The organism is Microbulbifer pacificus, assembly GCF_033723955.1.
Taxonomy (GTDB): domain Bacteria; phylum Pseudomonadota; class Gammaproteobacteria; order Pseudomonadales; family Cellvibrionaceae; genus Microbulbifer; species Microbulbifer pacificus.
In genome coordinates this window covers 1,926,771-1,942,435 of the sequence record NZ_CP137555.1, presented here as the reverse complement: position 1 = coordinate 1,942,435, position 15,665 = coordinate 1,926,771, and the positions used below count along the sequence as shown (strand labels likewise).

Annotated in this window: 13 protein-coding genes; 12 read left to right on the top strand and 1 reads right to left on the bottom strand. The window is 61.8% G+C overall.

All coding sequences use genetic code 11. The features are described 5' to 3' along the window. The first annotated feature begins 12 nt into the window (after positions 1–12). The gene (gene orn, locus R5R33_RS08390) at positions 13–555 is read left to right on the top strand and encodes an oligoribonuclease (RefSeq protein ID WP_404810389.1); all 543 of its coding nucleotides are present in this window, start codon (positions 13–15) and stop codon (positions 553–555) included. Between the two features lie 236 nt (positions 556–791). Here orn and queG read toward each other — a convergent pair whose 3' ends face one another. Continuing rightward, positions 792–1,910, bottom strand: coding sequence for a tRNA epoxyqueuosine(34) reductase QueG (gene queG / locus R5R33_RS08385; RefSeq protein WP_318955569.1), 1,119 nt, complete (start codon positions 1,908–1,910; stop codon positions 792–794). Between the two features lie 133 nt (positions 1,911–2,043). Between queG and R5R33_RS08380 the strand changes: the two genes are divergently transcribed. The 11 genes from R5R33_RS08380 (at position 2,044) to R5R33_RS08330 (ending at position 15,639) form a co-directional block, all read left to right on the top strand. After that, positions 2,044–3,546: an NAD(P)H-hydrate dehydratase gene (locus tag R5R33_RS08380; protein ID WP_318955568.1), complete on the top strand. Its 1,503-nt coding sequence runs from the start codon at positions 2,044–2,046 to the stop codon at positions 3,544–3,546. Between the two features lie 10 nt (positions 3,547–3,556). Further along, a complete protein-coding gene (gene tsaE / locus R5R33_RS08375; protein ID WP_318955567.1) occupies positions 3,557–4,054 on the top strand; it encodes a tRNA (adenosine(37)-N6)-threonylcarbamoyltransferase complex ATPase subunit type 1 TsaE in 498 nt (165 codons plus the stop codon). Positions 4,055–4,106: 52 nt separating this feature from the next. Further along, the gene (locus tag R5R33_RS08370) at positions 4,107–5,435 is read left to right on the top strand and encodes an N-acetylmuramoyl-L-alanine amidase (RefSeq protein WP_318955566.1); all 1,329 of its coding nucleotides are present in this window, start codon (positions 4,107–4,109) and stop codon (positions 5,433–5,435) included. Positions 5,436–5,620: 185 nt separating this feature from the next. After that, positions 5,621–7,522, top strand: a complete 1,902-nt coding sequence (mutL, locus tag R5R33_RS08365; RefSeq protein ID WP_318955565.1) for a DNA mismatch repair endonuclease MutL — start codon at positions 5,621–5,623, stop codon at positions 7,520–7,522. Positions 7,523–7,654: 132 nt separating this feature from the next. After that, positions 7,655–8,617 (top strand): tRNA (adenosine(37)-N6)-dimethylallyltransferase MiaA, encoded by a 963-nt coding sequence (gene miaA, locus R5R33_RS08360; protein ID WP_318955564.1) that lies wholly within the window; start codon positions 7,655–7,657, stop codon positions 8,615–8,617. Positions 8,618–8,796: 179 nt separating this feature from the next. After that, positions 8,797–9,078: an RNA chaperone Hfq gene (hfq, locus tag R5R33_RS08355; RefSeq protein ID WP_318955563.1), complete on the top strand. Its 282-nt coding sequence runs from the start codon at positions 8,797–8,799 to the stop codon at positions 9,076–9,078. Between the two features lie 182 nt (positions 9,079–9,260). Then, positions 9,261–10,598, top strand: a complete 1,338-nt coding sequence (gene hflX / locus R5R33_RS08350; protein WP_318955562.1) for a ribosome rescue GTPase HflX — start codon at positions 9,261–9,263, stop codon at positions 10,596–10,598. 96 nt (positions 10,599–10,694) lie between these two features. Then, a complete protein-coding gene (hflK, locus tag R5R33_RS08345) occupies positions 10,695–11,852 on the top strand; it encodes an FtsH protease activity modulator HflK (RefSeq protein ID WP_318955561.1) in 1,158 nt (385 codons plus the stop codon). Positions 11,853–11,864: 12 nt separating this feature from the next. Continuing rightward, a complete protein-coding gene (gene hflC, locus R5R33_RS08340; RefSeq protein ID WP_318955560.1) occupies positions 11,865–12,740 on the top strand; it encodes a protease modulator HflC in 876 nt (291 codons plus the stop codon). A gap of 278 nt (positions 12,741–13,018) precedes the next feature. Beyond that, on the top strand, positions 13,019–14,209 hold the full coding sequence (locus R5R33_RS08335) for an ATP phosphoribosyltransferase regulatory subunit (RefSeq protein WP_318955559.1): 1,191 nt from the start codon (positions 13,019–13,021) through the stop codon (positions 14,207–14,209). A 107-nt stretch (positions 14,210–14,316) separates the two neighbouring features. Next, complete coding sequence (locus R5R33_RS08330) at positions 14,317–15,639, top strand: adenylosuccinate synthase (RefSeq protein WP_318955558.1); 1,323 nt, start codon at positions 14,317–14,319, stop codon at positions 15,637–15,639. Positions 15,640–15,665 lie beyond the last annotated feature (26 nt).

Genomic DNA, 15,665 nt, shown 5'->3' with positions numbered 1-15,665 from the left:
CAGGAGACTATTGTGGATCAGAATAATCTGATCTGGATCGATCTGGAAATGACCGGTCTCGATCCCGAGAAAGAGCGCATCATCGAAATTGCCACGGTGGTGACGGATTCGCGCCTGAATGTGCTGGCGGAGGGGCCGGTGATGGCGATCCACCAGAGCGATGCGCTACTGAATGCGATGGATGACTGGAATACGGAGCAGCACGGCGGCTCGGGGCTGGTGGCGCGGGTGAAGGAGTCCCCGTTCAGTGAGCGGGAGGCGGAGCAGGAGACCATCGAGTTCCTGCAGCATTGGGTGCCCGAGGGCGCCTCCCCCATGTGTGGCAACTCCATCGGTCAGGACCGCCGCTTTCTGGTGAAGTACATGCCGTTACTAGAGCGGTACTTCCACTATCGAAACCTGGATGTGAGTTCGGTGAAGGAGCTGGCCCGGCGCTGGCGTCCGGATGTATTGGAAGGCGTTAAGAAAACTTCATCGCACTTGGCTTTGGATGATATTCACGATTCGATTAATGAGCTGAAGCATTATCGCGAACATTTTTTTCGTATGAGTTGAGTTTGGGTGGTGTTGGTGGTTTGGAGGCAGGCGCGGTAGCGGCGAAGCGCCGGGAATCTGTTTTCAAAACCGCTGTGAATACATCCCTGTACGCTGCGTCGGCGACGTCCTTGTCGCCGACGCTTTTGAAAACAGATTCCCGTCACTCCGCCTTCAAATCTAGTCTTTTTACTTCGTAAGCTTTTGGCTTCCGTATGCCCCCAGCTTAAAAGCCACCAATACCAGAAAACTAGAATTTACTCTGAGGGGCGTTTGATCTTCCGCTTCCGACGCCGCCCGCTGCGCAACCGCATCAGCGCCCACTCAATATGTTCTGCCACCAGCGGCGTCGCGCAACCAAGGGCCTCTTCCAAAACCGCAACCGTTTCCGGTGCCGGATCAGAATTCCCGAGAGCCACCGCCAGGTTCCGCTGCCACCGCTCGAACCCGATCCGCCGAATCGCCGACCCCTCGGTTTTCCTCAGGAATTCCTCTTCCGACCACCGGAATAAATCCATCAGCGCGCCGCTGTCTAGCCCGTGCCGCGGGTGGAAGTCGGGCTCGCCAGTGGGTTTGGCAAACTTGTTCCAGGGGCAGATGATCTGGCAGTCGTCGCAGCCAAATACCCGGTTGCCCATCGGCTCGCGGAACTCCTCCGGTATCGGGCCCTTGTTCTCAATGGTCAGGTAGGAAATACAGCGGCGCGCGTCCAGGGTGTAGGCATCGACAAACGCATCCGTGGGGCACACCTTCAGGCATGCGGTGCACTCGCCGCACTGGTTTGGCTCCTCGCTTACATCCACCGGCAGCGGCAGGTTGGTGTAGATCTCACCGAGGAAAAACCAGCTGCCGGCGTGGCTGTTGATCACCATGCAGTTCTTGCCGATCCAGCCGAGCCCGGCTTTTTCGGCCAGTGCCCGTTCCATCACCGGCGCACTGTCGGTAAATGCGCGGCCGCGTGCCTCGATACCGCGCTCTTCGCAAAAAGTATCGATCTGCTGCGCCAGTTGCGCCAGTCGCTTGCGGATCAGCTTGTGATAATCGCGGCCGTTGGCGTAGCGGGAAACGTAGGCCTTGCCCGGGTCTTTCAGAACCTGCACCGGCTGTGTGTCCGGCGGCAGGTAGTCCAGGCGCACGCTGATCACCCGCAGGGTGCCTTCTTCCAAGAGATCCGGTCGCCAGCGCTTGTCACCGTGGGCACCCATCCACTCCATATCGCCGTTGTAGCCCGCGTCCAGCCATGCGTGCAGCCGCTCGCCGTGCTGTTCGAGGTGGCAATCGGTAATGCCAACCTGCTGGAAACCCAGCTCCCGCCCCCACAGGCGAATCTGCGCGGCCAGTTCGGTCATGGTCTGAGTGTCAGGGGTATTCGTCATGAAGGGTTGGTCACGAAATTGGCGGTGGCCGTGTGCGGCGGTTTGGGGGTGGAGGCGGTATAATCACCGATATTTTGCCACAGTTTAAAATTTGACCACAGCTGGAATGCAGTACCCACCTATGCCGGACACTATGGATAGTCAGAATCTCACTCCGTCGCACCCGCAAAAACTGTACAGCGCCGAGGCCGTGCGCCAGCTGGACAGGCTTGTAATCAGTCAGCAGCAGGTTCCTTCCATCGCGTTGATGAAGCGTGCCGGTCGCGCTGCATTCGATTACCTGTGCAGCCGCTGGCCAGAGATAAGCGGTATTCAGGTGTTCTGCGGCGGTGGCAACAACGGTGGTGACGGCTATGTGATTGCCGGTCTCGCCGCCCAACGCCAGATTCCGGTGACGGTATTTGTGGGGGTGCCCGCGGACAAGCTGAAAGGCGAAGCGCTGGAAGCCTACGGTTTTGCCGAGCGCGAGGGCGCAAAGTTCGTGTCTGGGCTCGCGGAGCTGCCGCCAGTGGACAAACACACGGTGCTGGTGGACGCGTTGCTGGGCACCGGTTTCAGCGGCGAACTGCGCGCACCTGTCGATGCGGCCATCGCACACCTCAACCGCTCGTCCGCACCGGTGCTGGCGGTGGACCTGCCCTCCGGCCTGAACGCGGACAGCGGCTTCGCCATTGATGCAGTGCGGGCGGATGCGACCGTCACCTTTATCGGCCGCAAGGCCGGCCTGTTTCTCGGCCGCGGTCCCGCGCTCGCGGGTGAGGTCGTTTTCGAGGATCTGGGCGCAGCGCCGGAAATTTATGCCCAGGTGCCTGCGCTGCTGGTCCGCCACAGCGGCGACAGTCTCGAGCGACTGCCGGCGCGCGCTGCAGACAGCTACAAGAACCAGTTTGGCCATGTGATGATTGTCGGCGGTGATCACGGCTTTGGCGGTGCCGCGCTGATGGCGGCGGAGTCTGCTGCGCGCTGTGGTGCCGGCCTGATTTCACTGGCAACGCGCCCTGAGCATGTGGTGGCATCGCTCACCCGGCGCCCGGAGGTAATGGCGCACCCGGTGGTGTCGGGTCAGGAGCTGGAGCCGCTGCTGGAGGCGCCGAATGTGATCGCCGTAGGCCCGGGCCTCGGCCAGTCCCCCTGGAGTGAGCAGTTGCTCGCCCGCGCGGGACGCGCCCACGGCGCACTGGTACTGGATGCGGATGCGCTGAATATTCTCGCCGGCGGCCGCGTACTCGCCGGCATCAAGCGCGACGACTGGGTGCTGACACCCCATGTGGGAGAAGCGGCGCGACTGCTGGGCGTTGCCAGCGCGGAGGTCGCCGCTGATCCGGTCGCTGCGGCCAAAGCGATTCAGGAAAAATTCAGTGGCGTGGTGGTATTAAAAGGCGCGGGCACGGTGATTGCCCATGTCGAGGGTGTGGATGTGATCAACACCGGCAATCCCGGTATGGCCTCCGGCGGTATGGGCGACCTGCTCACCGGAGTAATTGCCGCATTGATCGGCCAGGGTATGACGCTGCCGGCGGCGGCGCGCCTCGGGGTATGGCTGCACGGCGAAGCCGGCAACCGCGCCGCGGCCGAAGGACAGCGCGGCCTGCTGGCCACGGACCTGTTGCTGCATATCCGCGCACTGGTGGACTGAGGATAAAAGCTTGAGCGCACAGCCTGTGGAAAAAACGCTGTATCTGGCCGACGAGGCAGCCACCGTCGCTGCCGGCGAAGTGCTGGGGCAAGCGTGTATCGACGCGGGAATGGCCGCAGGCCTGGTGATTTTTCTCGGCGGCCAGCTGGGTGCAGGCAAGACCACATTCAGTCGCGGTGTGTTGCGTGCGTTTGGTCACTACGGTGCGGTAAAGAGCCCCACCTACACCCTGGTGGAGCCCTACGAATTTACCGATTTCCGTGTGTATCACTTCGACCTCTATCGCCTGGGTGACGCCGAGGAACTGGAGTACATGGGGGTGCGGGATTATTTCGGCCGCGGTAGCCTGAGCCTGGTGGAGTGGTCCGAGCGCGGTGTGGGCGTATTGCCAGCACCGGATCTGCGGCTGGCGCTGCAATTACAGGGCGCGGGCCGCGAACTAAAATTAATCGCAGAGAGTGACGCCGGGGCATCGGTATTGGCCGGCGCACACTTCGCGGAAAACTGAGCCGCGCATTTCACGGAGAGAGGCGCGCTAACAACTCGACAGGGCAATAATAATGATCGGAGCAGGGTTGCCGGTGCGACTTACGACCATTTTGTTTACGCTGGCGGTTTCCATCGCGCAGCCCGTCTTCGCTGCAGAAGTGGAGGGTGTGCGCCTGTGGCGTGCGCCGGACCACACCCGTCTGGTGTTCGATCTGGACGGCCCCGCCGAGCACAAACTGTTTACCCTGCAGAACCCCGATCGCGTGGTGATTGATGTGAGTGGGGCGACTCTCGGGGCCTCCATGGCCGACCTACCGCTTACGGATACCCCCATCTCCGGCGTTCGCTATGCCACCAAGGACAAGCGCGACCTGCGGGTAGTACTGGATCTGAAGCAGCCGGTAAACCCGCGCAGCTTCGCCCTGCGCCGCCACGAAACCCTTCCCGACCGTCTGGTGATCGACCTGCACGATCGCGACAAGGTGGAAGAAAAAACCATCGAGCAGGTCCACGACAGCGGCCAGCGCGATATCGTGGTTGCCATTGACGCTGGTCACGGCGGTGAGGACCCGGGAGCCCTTGGTCCTGGCGGCCTGCGGGAAAAGGACGTGGTGCTGGCAATCTCCCGCTACCTGCACGAGGCGATTGATCGCAAGTCCGGGTTTTCTGCAAAACTGGTGCGCTCCGGTGACTACTACATTCCCCTGCGCGACCGGGTAAAGAAGGGCCGGCAATTGCGTGCGGACCTGTTTGTGTCGATTCACGCGGATGCATTTTCCCGCAAGGATGCCCGCGGTGCTGGTGTTTACGCGGTGTCCTCGCGTGGGGCGACCAGTGAGACTGCGCGCTTTCTGGCCCAGCGGGAAAATGAGTCTGACCTGATCGGTGGTGCCGGCAGCCTCAGCCTCAGCGACAAGGACGATACCCTTGCCGGAGTACTGCTGGATCTCGCCATGACCGCGACCATGAACACGAGCCTAGATGTGGGCAGCAGTGTATTGAACTCGATCGGCAGCTTTACCCATCTGCACAAAAAGAAGGTGGAGCAGGCGAATTTCTCGGTGCTGCGCAACCCGGATGTGCCGTCGATCCTGGTCGAAACCGGATTTATTACCAACCCGGATGAGGCGCGCCGGCTGCGTGACCCATCGTTCCAGAAGCGCATGGCGGAAAAGCTCAGCGACGGTATCGTGGCCCACTTCACCTCGCGGCCACCGGCTGGCAGCTGGCTCGCTTCCAATGGCAGCCGCACGGATCGCAGGCACACCATCGCACGTGGTGATACCCTGTCCGGCATCGCGGCCCGCTACAACATTTCGGTGGCGGACCTGAAGAAGGCCAACAGCATGGAGACTTCCATGATTCGTGTGGGTCAGACGCTAACTATTCCCTCGGGTTGAGTTTGGTGCTTCCTTGGTGCGGCTGCGGAGCTAGGTTCTTGCCGTCGTGGCGGCAGTCAGCCTTCGCACCCAGGTATCGTGTTCGAGCCAGGTCACCGTTTCTGATGAAGTAGAAAAGTCATACCAGGTGCTTCGGCGCCACAGCAATACAGAGAACCCCGAAAGCGGGGTGGCACAGACTCCCAATGCCCGACAATATCCAATTACTCTCCCCAAGACTCGCCAACCAGATCGCCGCCGGTGAGGTGGTCGAGCGCCCCGCATCCGTGATCAAAGAGCTGCTGGAAAACAGCCTCGACGCCGGTGCCTCTAGGCTGGAAGTGGATCTCGACGGGGGCGGGGTCAAGCGCATCATGGTGCGGGACAACGGCAAGGGGATCGAAAAAGACGACCTGCACCTAGCTCTCGCCCGCCACGCCACCTCCAAGATCCACGCGCTCGAAGACCTCGAAGCCGTCGCCACACTGGGTTTCCGCGGCGAGGCGCTCGCTAGTATCTCCTCCGTCGCCCGGCTGTCACTGACAAGCAGTCGCGACGACACCGGCAAGGGCTGGGTGGTGACCGCCGAAGGGCGGGAGATGGAGACCCAGCTGGCACCCGCCGCGCATCCCCGCGGCACCACGGTGGAAGTGCGGGACCTGTTTTTCAATACTCCTGCGCGCAGAAAATTCCTGCGCACCGAAAAAACCGAATTCAGCCGCGTCGACGAAACCATCAAGCGCCTCGCGCTTTCCCGCTTTGATGTGTCCATCAGTCTGCGCCACAACGGCAAGGGCGTGCACAACCTGCGTGGCGGTACGACCAGGGCGGAAATGGAGCGTCGCGTAGCGCAGTTGTGCGGGCCGGCGTTTATGCAGAACGCGCTGCATATCGACATGGAGCGCAGTGGCCTGCGCCTGTGGGGGTGGGTAGCGGAGCCGGCATTTTCCCGCTCCCAGGCCGACCTGCAGTTTTTCTACGTCAACGGTCGCGCCATCCGCGACCGCGTGGTGAGCCATGCGGTGCGCCGCGCCTTTGCCGATGTGTTGTACCACGGCCGTCATCCCGCCTTCGTGCTCTACCTGGAGCTGGACCCGGCGGCGGTGGACGTGAACGTGCACCCCACCAAACACGAGGTCCGCTTCCGCGACAGCCGCCTGGTGCACGACTTCCTGTTCGGCTCCCTGCACCGCGCGCTGGCGGATGTGCGCCCCGGCGATAAAGATGGGCAGCGGGATGAGCACGTACAAGCCGCGCCGCAGGTGTCCGGAATCGCCGCCGGTGAGTTTGCCGGACAGGAGCGCATGTCCCTGACCCAGGCGCCCAGCATTGCATCGCCGGCGGGAATTGGAAGTTATCCACAGGCCGGTTTCGGTGAGCGCGGCTCGCCGGAACGTATCCAGCAGCAGATGCAAAGCTATGGTGAGCTGCATCGTCCCTATGAAGGCGGCGTGCGCGAATTGCCGGTTGCGACGGCGGCGCCGTCCTGGTCCCAGGCGATGCCGGCGGAATCGGCGAGCGAGACACCGCCACTGGGCTTTGCCGTGGCCCAGCTGCACGGCATCTATATCCTGTCGCAGAACGAACACGGCATGGTGGTGGTGGATATGCACGCGGCCCACGAGCGCATCGTGTATGAAAAGATGAAGGCGGCCCACGCAGCCGGCGGTATCCAGGCGCAGCCACTGCTGGTGCCGGTGAGCCTCGCGGTGAGCGAGCGCGAGGCCGACTGTTTTGAAGAGCGCGAGGAAGTGTTCACCTCCCTCGGTTTTGTGCTGCAGCGTGCCGGCCCGGAAACCCTGATGGTGCGCCAAGTGCCCACCATGCTCCACGGCGCACCGGTGGAGCAGCTGGTGCGGGACGTACTTAGCGATTTGCTCGCAGAGGGCAGCAGCGACCGCATCGGCAACCAGATCAATGAGATCCTCGCGACCATGGCCTGTCACGGTTCGGTGCGCGCCAACCGCAAGCTCAGCATCCCGGAAATGAACGGCCTGCTGCGGGATATGGAGCGCACCGAGCGCAGCGGCCAGTGCAACCACGGCCGCCCGACCTGGACCCAGGTTAAACTGTCCGATATGGATAAATGGTTTATGCGCGGCCAGTAAAATCTACTGCGCGTGCGCCTGGCGGCGTCCGGCGGTGCTCGGCATGCTCATGTATGACCTATACACTCCGCTGCCTCCGCTCCGGCGGCCACCGCCAGCCACCCGCTCGCTACGATTTTCAGAGGTGTCAGAATGAGTCTGGGTGACATTCGCCCCCGCGCGATCTTTTTGATGGGGCCCACCGCCTCCGGCAAAACCGATCTGGCCATGGCCATCAGCGACCACCTGCCGGTGGAGCTGATCAGCGTGGATTCCGCGCTGGTGTACCGCGGGCTGGATATCGGTTCCGCCAAACCGAGCCCGCAGGAGCTTGCGCGCTATCCCCATCGCCTGATCGATATCTGCGATCCCGCCGAGAGCTATTCCGCCGGGCGTTTCCGCGTGGACGCGCTCACGGCAATGGAAGAAATCACCGCGGCGGGGAAAATTCCCCTGCTGGTGGGGGGAACCATGCTCTACTTCAAGGCTCTATTGCAGGGCATGGCTGAGATGCCCGAGGCCGACCCGGCATTTCGTGCGCAGATTGAAGCGCGCGCAGAAAAAGAGGGTTGGCCTGCACTGCACCGCGAGCTGGAAATGGTCGATCCGCAAATAGCCGCACAATTGCATCCGAACCACTCGGTGCGAATCGAGCGCGCGCTGGAGGTGTACCACCTCACGGGCAAGACCATGACGCAGCTGCGCGCGGAGCAGGAACTTGAGTCGCCGCTCGCGCACTACCGGGTGCAGCAGCTGGCGATCCTGCCGCGCGACCGCTCGATACTGCACCAGCGCATCGCCCTGCGCTTCGAGCACATGCTGGAAAACGGTTTTATCGACGAGGTGAAAGCGCTGCGCGCGCGCGGTGACCTGCACAAGGACCTGCCGGCGATCCGCGCCGTCGGCTACCGCCAGGTGTGGGAATACCTGGACGGTGACACGGATTACCCGCACATGCTGGAGGCTGGTATCGCCGCCACCCGCCAACTGGCCAAGCGCCAGCTCACCTGGTTGCGGGGCTGGCCGAATGTGCATTACATCTATGCTCAGGACGCTGGCGGCAAAGTGCGCAAATTAGATGAAATGTTGACTGAGGCCTTGAAATTTCTCGGTTGAGCAGCCATAACGTGAGTGGGCAGGTGTATCCGGCCCATATCAGTCAGTTATTCACAGAGCCTTGTTAACTTTTGGCTCTTTTTTATACGCCTCATTACCATGGCCGTCTTTAGTCCGCGGGATTCGCGGGCGCGATCGTGCGTCATCTGGCGGTTTATCTTTTGGCAAGGAGAAAAAAGATGTCAAAAGGGCACAGCTTACAAGACCCTTACCTGAATGTTTTACGTAAAGAGCGTATCCCGGTTTCTATCTATCTGGTCAACGGCATCAAGCTGCAGGGCCAGATTGAATCTTTCGACCAATTCGTAGTGCTGTTGAAAAACACCGTAAGCCAGATGGTCTACAAACACGCGATTTCCACCGTAGTACCTTCCCGCGCTGTGCGCGTACCGCTGATGAACCCGGCGGGTCCGGGCGGTGAGGGCGCTGGTCCGGAAGGCGGCAGCGATACCTTCGGCTGAGATTGAACACCGCGCGGTGCCAGCGCTGGTCTCTTTCCTGATGATGAGGGGTGCCAGAGTTGATTGGTTCGCGGTGGTGTTGACCTGAGCAATACAGTTACCGACAGCGCCCCGGCATGCCCGGGGCGTCTGTTGTTCGGCGCCAGAGTTCTGGTGCTTTTTTGAACCCAAGAGAATAATCCTTGTTTTTTGATCGCCCGGAATCCGGTGAACTTGCGGTGCTGGTACACCTGGAACTTTCCGCCATCGACAGCCCCGATGACCCCCGTGAATTTGAAGAGTTGGCACTGTCGGCCGGTGCCGATCCGGTGGCATTCATCTTCGGCACCCGCGCCAAGCCAGACCCCAAAACCTTCGTCGGTAAAGGTAAGCTGGAAGAAATCAACGAGACCGTGAAAAAACACGGTGCAGAGCTGGTGCTTTTCGATCACACCTTGTCGCCGAGCCAGGAGCGCAATATCGAGCGCGAGCTCAAGTGCCGGGTGCTCGACCGCACTGGATTGATTCTCGATATCTTCGCCCAGCGCGCCCGTACCCACGAGGGCAAGTTGCAGGTTGAGCTGGCGCAGCTGCGCCATATGTCCACCCGCCTGGTGCGGGGCTGGACCCACCTGGAGCGCCAGAAGGGTGGTATCGGCCTGCGCGGTCCCGGTGAAACCCAGCTGGAAACCGACCGTCGCCTGTTGCGCGCGCGCATTGACGCCATCGAAAAACGCCTGGACAAGGTGCGCCGTCAGCGCGAGCAGGGGCGTCGTGCGCGCTCCCGCGCGGATGTCGCCACCGTATCCCTGGTGGGCTATACCAACGCCGGTAAATCCACCCTGTTCAACCGCGTCAGCGACGCCGACGTCTATGTGCGCGACCAGCTGTTTGCGACCCTGGACCCCACCATGCGCCGGGTGGACCTGCCGAATGTGGGGGCGATGATCATGGCCGACACGGTGGGGTTCATCTCTCACCTGCCGCACCGCCTGGTCGAGGCGTTCCGCGCCACCCTGGAAGAGGCCGCGAGCTCTTCGCTGCTGCTGCACGTGGTGGATGCCGCGGCGGAAAACCGCCTGCACCTGATCGAAGAGGTGCAGCTGGTGCTTGAGGAAATCGGCGCGGCGGAACTGCCGCACCTGATGGTGTACAACAAAATTGATCTGCTGGCGGATATGGAGCCGCGTATCGATCGCGACGACCAGGGTGTGCCGCGGGCGGTATGGCTGTCGGCAGTCACCGGCGCCGGCTGCGATCTGCTGGTGGAAGCCATCGCCGAGCGTCTCGGCAACCAGATGGTGAATGGCGCACTGGTGATTCCGCCACAACACGCGCGCCTGCGTGCGCAACTGTTTGCCAGTAATGTGGTACAGCGGGAGAGCTACCGCGACAATGGCGATGCCGAATTACACGTGATCATGCCGCGTGCGGAATTGCAGCGGCTGCTCGCACCCTTCCGTGAAGTGGGCAATCCGCCGCAGTGGCTGCCGGAAAACCCGGAGGCCGAGCCAAAACCGGAAGACTGGGAAACCAGTTGAGCATTGGAGTCGCGTAGAAACACTGCTTCGCGGGGGATAATGCTAGAATTTCGCGACAGCTAACGATTAATAAATTGATTGAATTGGAGTTGACCGATGGCCTGGAATGAACCGGGTGGTAATAACAAGGACCCCTGGGGTGGTGGCAATCGCAATAATGACGGCCCGCCAGACCTGGACGAACTGCTGCGCAAGATGCAGCAAAAGCTGAACGGCCTGTTCGGCGGCAAACCATCTCCATCCGACGAGGGAGCCCCCTCTGGCGGCGCCAGCTTCCCGTGGTCGCTGGTGCTTATCGTACTCGCGGTGGTTTACGGCCTGTGGGGCTTTTACCAGGTGGATGCGAGTCAGTCCGCCGTAGTGCTGCGCCTCGGTAAATATCACGAGACCGTCAACTCCGGTCTGCACTGGAACCCGCCGCTGATCGACAATGTCACCAAGGTGAACATGACCGAGGTGCGTACCGAGCGCACCACCGGCCAGATGCTCACCGAGGACGCGAGTATTGTGGACGTGGTGCTGCAGGTGCAGTGGCACATCGACGACGCCGAGTCCTTTGTGCTGCGTGTAGCCGACCCGCTCAAGAGTCTGCAGGAAGCCACCGACAGCGCCGTGCGCCACATCGTCGGTTCGCAGACACTGAACGGCGTCATCTCCCAGAATCGTACCCAGGTCGCCGCGGAAACCCAGAGTCGCCTGCAGGAATACCTGGATCTGTATCAGACCGGTATCCGCGTCGACGTGGTGAACCTCACCGACGCCAAGGCGCCGCGCGAAGTTCAGGATGCATTCGATGACGTGGTGCGCGCCCGTGAGGACGAGGTGCGCCTGCAGAACGAAGCCCAGGCCTACGCCAACCAGGTGATTCCGGTTGCTCGCGGTCAAGCCCAGCGCATGCTGGAGGAAGCCGAGGCCTACAAAGCCCGCGTGGCGGAAAGTGCTCGCGGTGAAGCAGCGCGCTTCGAGAAACTGCTCACCGAATATCAGCGTGCGCCGGAAGTCACCCGCGAGCGTATGTACCTGGACACGGTGCAGGACGTGATGAGCAATACCTCCAAGGTGATGGTAGATGTCGAAGGTGGCAACAACATGATGTACCTGCCGCTCGACAAGCTGGCGGAGAGCTCTGCCAGCTCGGCGAACCAGCGCCCTCAGGTTACTCCGCAGGTGATCGATGAGATTTCCCAGCGGGTGATCAACCAGTTGCGTACGGAAGCGAACAACAATAACCGTCGCGCCCGTGAAGTGCGTTAAGGGAGAGGTGCAATGAACAACAACAAATCACTATTTGTCATCGCCCTGATCCTGATCGCCCTGTTGGTCCTGTCCAGCTGTGCGTTTGTGGTTAAGGAAACCGAAAAGGCGGTGCTGCTGCGCTTTGGTGAGCTGGTGCGCACCGACTACAAACCCGGCCTGTATTTCAAGATGCCGCTGGTACATGAGCTGCGCAAGTTCGATGCGCGTATCCAGACGGTAGACTCGCAGCCGGTGCGGATGCTGAACAGCGAAAACAAGTTCATGATGGTGGACTCCTACGCCAAGTTCCGCATCGTTGATGTTAGCCGTTTTTACGTGGCCACCCGCGGTGACGAGCGCAATGCGGTGCGACTGCTGGCCGAGCAGATCAACAACCGCCTGCGTAACCAGTTCGGTGTGCGCGACCTGCACGAAGTGGTAAGCGGTCAGCGCGACCAGCTGATGGCGGATATCACCAAGAACCTGAACGAATCTGCACAGAAGGATCTCGGGGTGGAAATTGTTGATGTGCGGGTCAAGCGTATCGACCTTCCGCCGGAAGTGTCTGAGTCCGTGTTTCAGCGGATGCGCGCCGGGCGTGAGCTGCAGGCGCGCGATCACCGCGCCAAAGGCCAGGAGGCCAGCGAGCGCATCCGTGCAAATGCCGACCGCCAGAAAGTGGTGATCGAGGCCGAGGCCTATCGCCAGGCGGAAGAGCTGCGCGGTGCGGGGGATGCTGAAGCGGCCAGGGTCTATGCCGATGCCTACAGCAAGAACCCCGAGTTCTACCGCTTTTCCCGCAGCCTCACTGCTTACCGCGACTCCTTCAAGGACAAGAGCGATATATTGCTGATGGCGCCGGACAGCCAGTTTTTCCGCTACCTGAAGGACCCGGAAGGTAAATAACCAGGTTCCAGTAAGCCAACATCCGTGACGGTGTCGGATATCGGTACCGTCACGAGCCAGGTATGTGGCCCCCAATCCGGTTGGGACTGGCCACATCCCAGCCAATTAGTGGTAAAATCCCCCAAACCGGGCCGGCGCCCGGTTTTTTTGTGTCGGTGCGGTGGACGTCAATTGGCTGACTGCCTGACCACAAAATCCGCTCGCCGGGATTGAGGTTCTCACGGTCGCCGCGACCGTACCGTACCGTTAATTGCCGAATACAGTCGAACGCCCACACCATGACCCAAGCTGAACGCTGGATGCTACCGGATGGCATCGCCGAGATTTTGCCCGCAGACGCCAAGCGGGTGGAAACCCTGCGCAGAAACCTGTTGGACCTCTACCACCGCTGGGGCTACGAGATGATCATTCCGCCGATGGTGGAATTCACCGACTCCCTGCTGATTGGCATGGGGCGTGACGTCGATCTCAGAACCTTTCGCGTGACCGATCAGCTCTCCGGGCGCAGCCTTGGAATCCGTGCGGACATCACGCCGCAGGCGGCGCGCATCGACTCCCACAGTTTTCCCCGCAGCGGCGCCAACCGTCTCTGCTATGCGGGCCAGGTGCTCTATACTCGCCCGCGCGCGCCCATGGGCCCGCGCGCTCCGATCCAAATCGGTGCCGAACTCTACGGTGTGGAGAGCCTGCAGGGCGATATCGAAGTCATCAGCCTGATGCTCGAAACCCTCAGTACCGCCGGCATCCGCGAGATCCATCTCGACCTTGGGCATGTGGCCATCTTCCGCAGCCTGGCCGAGGCCGCGGCACTCGACAGCGAGCAACAGGCGGCACTTACCGCGCTGCTGCAAAGCAAGGCGGTGGCGGACATCGAGCGCTGGGTGGAAGAAAATGTGGCCGACGCGCAGGCGGCGAGCTGGCTGCGTGGCCTGCCGCGTCTCGCCGGTGGCAGTGAGTGCCTGGCGCGCGCGCGCGAACTGTTTGCCAGTGGACCTCAGGCGCTGGTGAGTGCGCTGGAAGAATTGCAGCTGGTGGCCGACGCCGTGGCGCGCCGCTATCCCCAGGTGACCCTGTTTTTTGATCTGGGTGAAATGCGCGGCTACGACTACGAGACCGGACTGGTCTTTGCCGCTTATTCACCGGGCCATGGCCAGGCTCTGGCTAACGGCGGCCGCTACAACGGTATCGGCGCTGTATTCGGGCGCGACCGCGCAGCCACCGGATTCAGTACCGATCTGGCCGCCATCAACGCCCTGGGGCAGAACGGTGCCCCGGAAGCGGGCGCGATCCTGGCACCCGCGAGCGATTGCGCCGAGTTGTGGCGGACCGTCGGCGCACTGCGTGCCAGCGGTGAGGTGGTGATCAGCGCGATGCCCGGAGAGGGCAGCGACGATACCGAGACCCCGGCCCGCTGCGACCGCGAACTGGTACAGGAAGGCGGCACCTGGGTGGTGAAGCCGCGCTCCTGAACCCTAGACTATCCAGTTGATTGAAGAATTCCAGGCCGCACGACGGGCGCGGCCGCTCCTTTTATCCGCCCGTCCAACGTTGAACTGACGACACGAGATTTACGCACATGGGCAAGAATGTAGTGGTGCTGGGCACCCAGTGGGGCGACGAAGGCAAAGGCAAGATCGTCGATCTGCTCACCGAAAAAGTCGCACTGGTAGTCCGCTTCCAGGGCGGTCACAACGCCGGCCACACCCTGGTAATCAACGGTGAAAAAACCGTACTGCACCTGATTCCCTCCGGCGTGCTGCGCCCGGACGTGACCTGCCTGATCGGCAATGGCGTGGTGCTGTCCCCGGAAGCCCTGTTGAAAGAAATGGCGGGTCTGGAAGCTGCCGGCGTGCCGGTGCGCAAACGCCTGCGTCTGTCCCCGGCGTGTCCGCTGATCCTGCCGGTACACGCCGCGCTGGACCTGGCGCGCGAAAAAGCCCGCGGCGACAAGGCCATCGGCACCACCGGCCGCGGCATCGGCCCGGCCTATGAAGACAAGGTGGCCCGTCGCGGCCTGCGCCTCGGCGACCTGTGCAACTGGGACAACTTCTGCGCCCAGCTGAAAGAGCTGATGGAGTACCACAACTTCGCCCTGACCCAGTACTACAAGGTCGATCCGGTGAGCTACGAGGACACCCTCAAGCTGGCGGAAACCTGGCGTGAAGAGCTGGTGCCGATGATTACCGATGTGGCGGATCACCTGCACAAGGCGCGTGAGAACGGCGAACACATCCTGTTCGAAGGCGCCCAGGGCTCGCTGCTGGACATCGACCACGGCACCTATCCCTATGTGACTTCCTCCAACACCACCGCTGGTGGTACCGCCACCGGTTCCGGTTTCGGCCCGCTGTACCTGGACTATGTACTGGGTATCACCAAGGCCTACACCACCCGCGTGGGCGGCGGCCCATTCCCCACCGAGCTGGATTGCGATGTAGGTCGTCACCTAGGTGAAAAAGGCCACGAGTTCGGCGCCACCACCGGTCGTCGTCGTCGCACCGGTTGGTTTGATGCGGTAGCGGTGCGCCATGCGATCCGTATCAACAGCATCTCCGGCCTGTGCCTGACCAAGCTGGATGTACTGGACGGCCTGAAAGAAGTGAAAATCTGTGTGGGCTACCGCAACGCTGCCGGTGAAGAAGTACCGGTACCGTTCGATGCGGCTGGCTGGGAAGGTGTAGAGCCTGTGTACGAGAGCATGCCGGGCTGGGACGAAACCACCTACGGTGTGCGCCGTGAGGCGGACCTGCCGCAGACAGCGCGCGATTACATCGCCCGTATCGAAGAGCTGGTGGGCGCGCCCATCGACATCATTTCCACCGGTCCGGACCGCGTACAGACCATCGTGCGCGAAACCTCCGCCCTGTGTGAAATGGGTATCCACAGCCCCAGCGTCTGATTTCCCATCTCTCTGGATTTGGGGCC

Bases quoted from the DNA above. Each gene is read 5' to 3' on its own strand.
- queG (WP_318955569.1), bottom strand. From the start codon at position 1,910: ATGACGAATACCCCTGACACTCAGACCATGACCGAACTGGCCGCGCAG.
- R5R33_RS08380 (WP_318955568.1), top strand. From the start codon at position 2,044: ATGGATAGTCAGAATCTCACTCCGTCGCACCCGCAAAAACTGTACAGC.
- R5R33_RS08370 (WP_318955566.1), top strand. From the start codon at position 4,107: ATGATCGGAGCAGGGTTGCCGGTGCGACTTACGACCATTTTGTTTACG.
- mutL (WP_318955565.1), top strand. From the start codon at position 5,621: ATGCCCGACAATATCCAATTACTCTCCCCAAGACTCGCCAACCAGATC.
- miaA (WP_318955564.1), top strand. From the start codon at position 7,655: ATGAGTCTGGGTGACATTCGCCCCCGCGCGATCTTTTTGATGGGGCCC.
- hfq (WP_318955563.1), top strand. From the start codon at position 8,797: ATGTCAAAAGGGCACAGCTTACAAGACCCTTACCTGAATGTTTTACGT.
- hflK (WP_318955561.1), top strand. From the start codon at position 10,695: ATGGCCTGGAATGAACCGGGTGGTAATAACAAGGACCCCTGGGGTGGT.
- hflC (WP_318955560.1), top strand. From the start codon at position 11,865: ATGAACAACAACAAATCACTATTTGTCATCGCCCTGATCCTGATCGCC.
- R5R33_RS08335 (WP_318955559.1), top strand. From the start codon at position 13,019: ATGACCCAAGCTGAACGCTGGATGCTACCGGATGGCATCGCCGAGATT.
- R5R33_RS08330 (WP_318955558.1), top strand. From the start codon at position 14,317: ATGGGCAAGAATGTAGTGGTGCTGGGCACCCAGTGGGGCGACGAAGGC.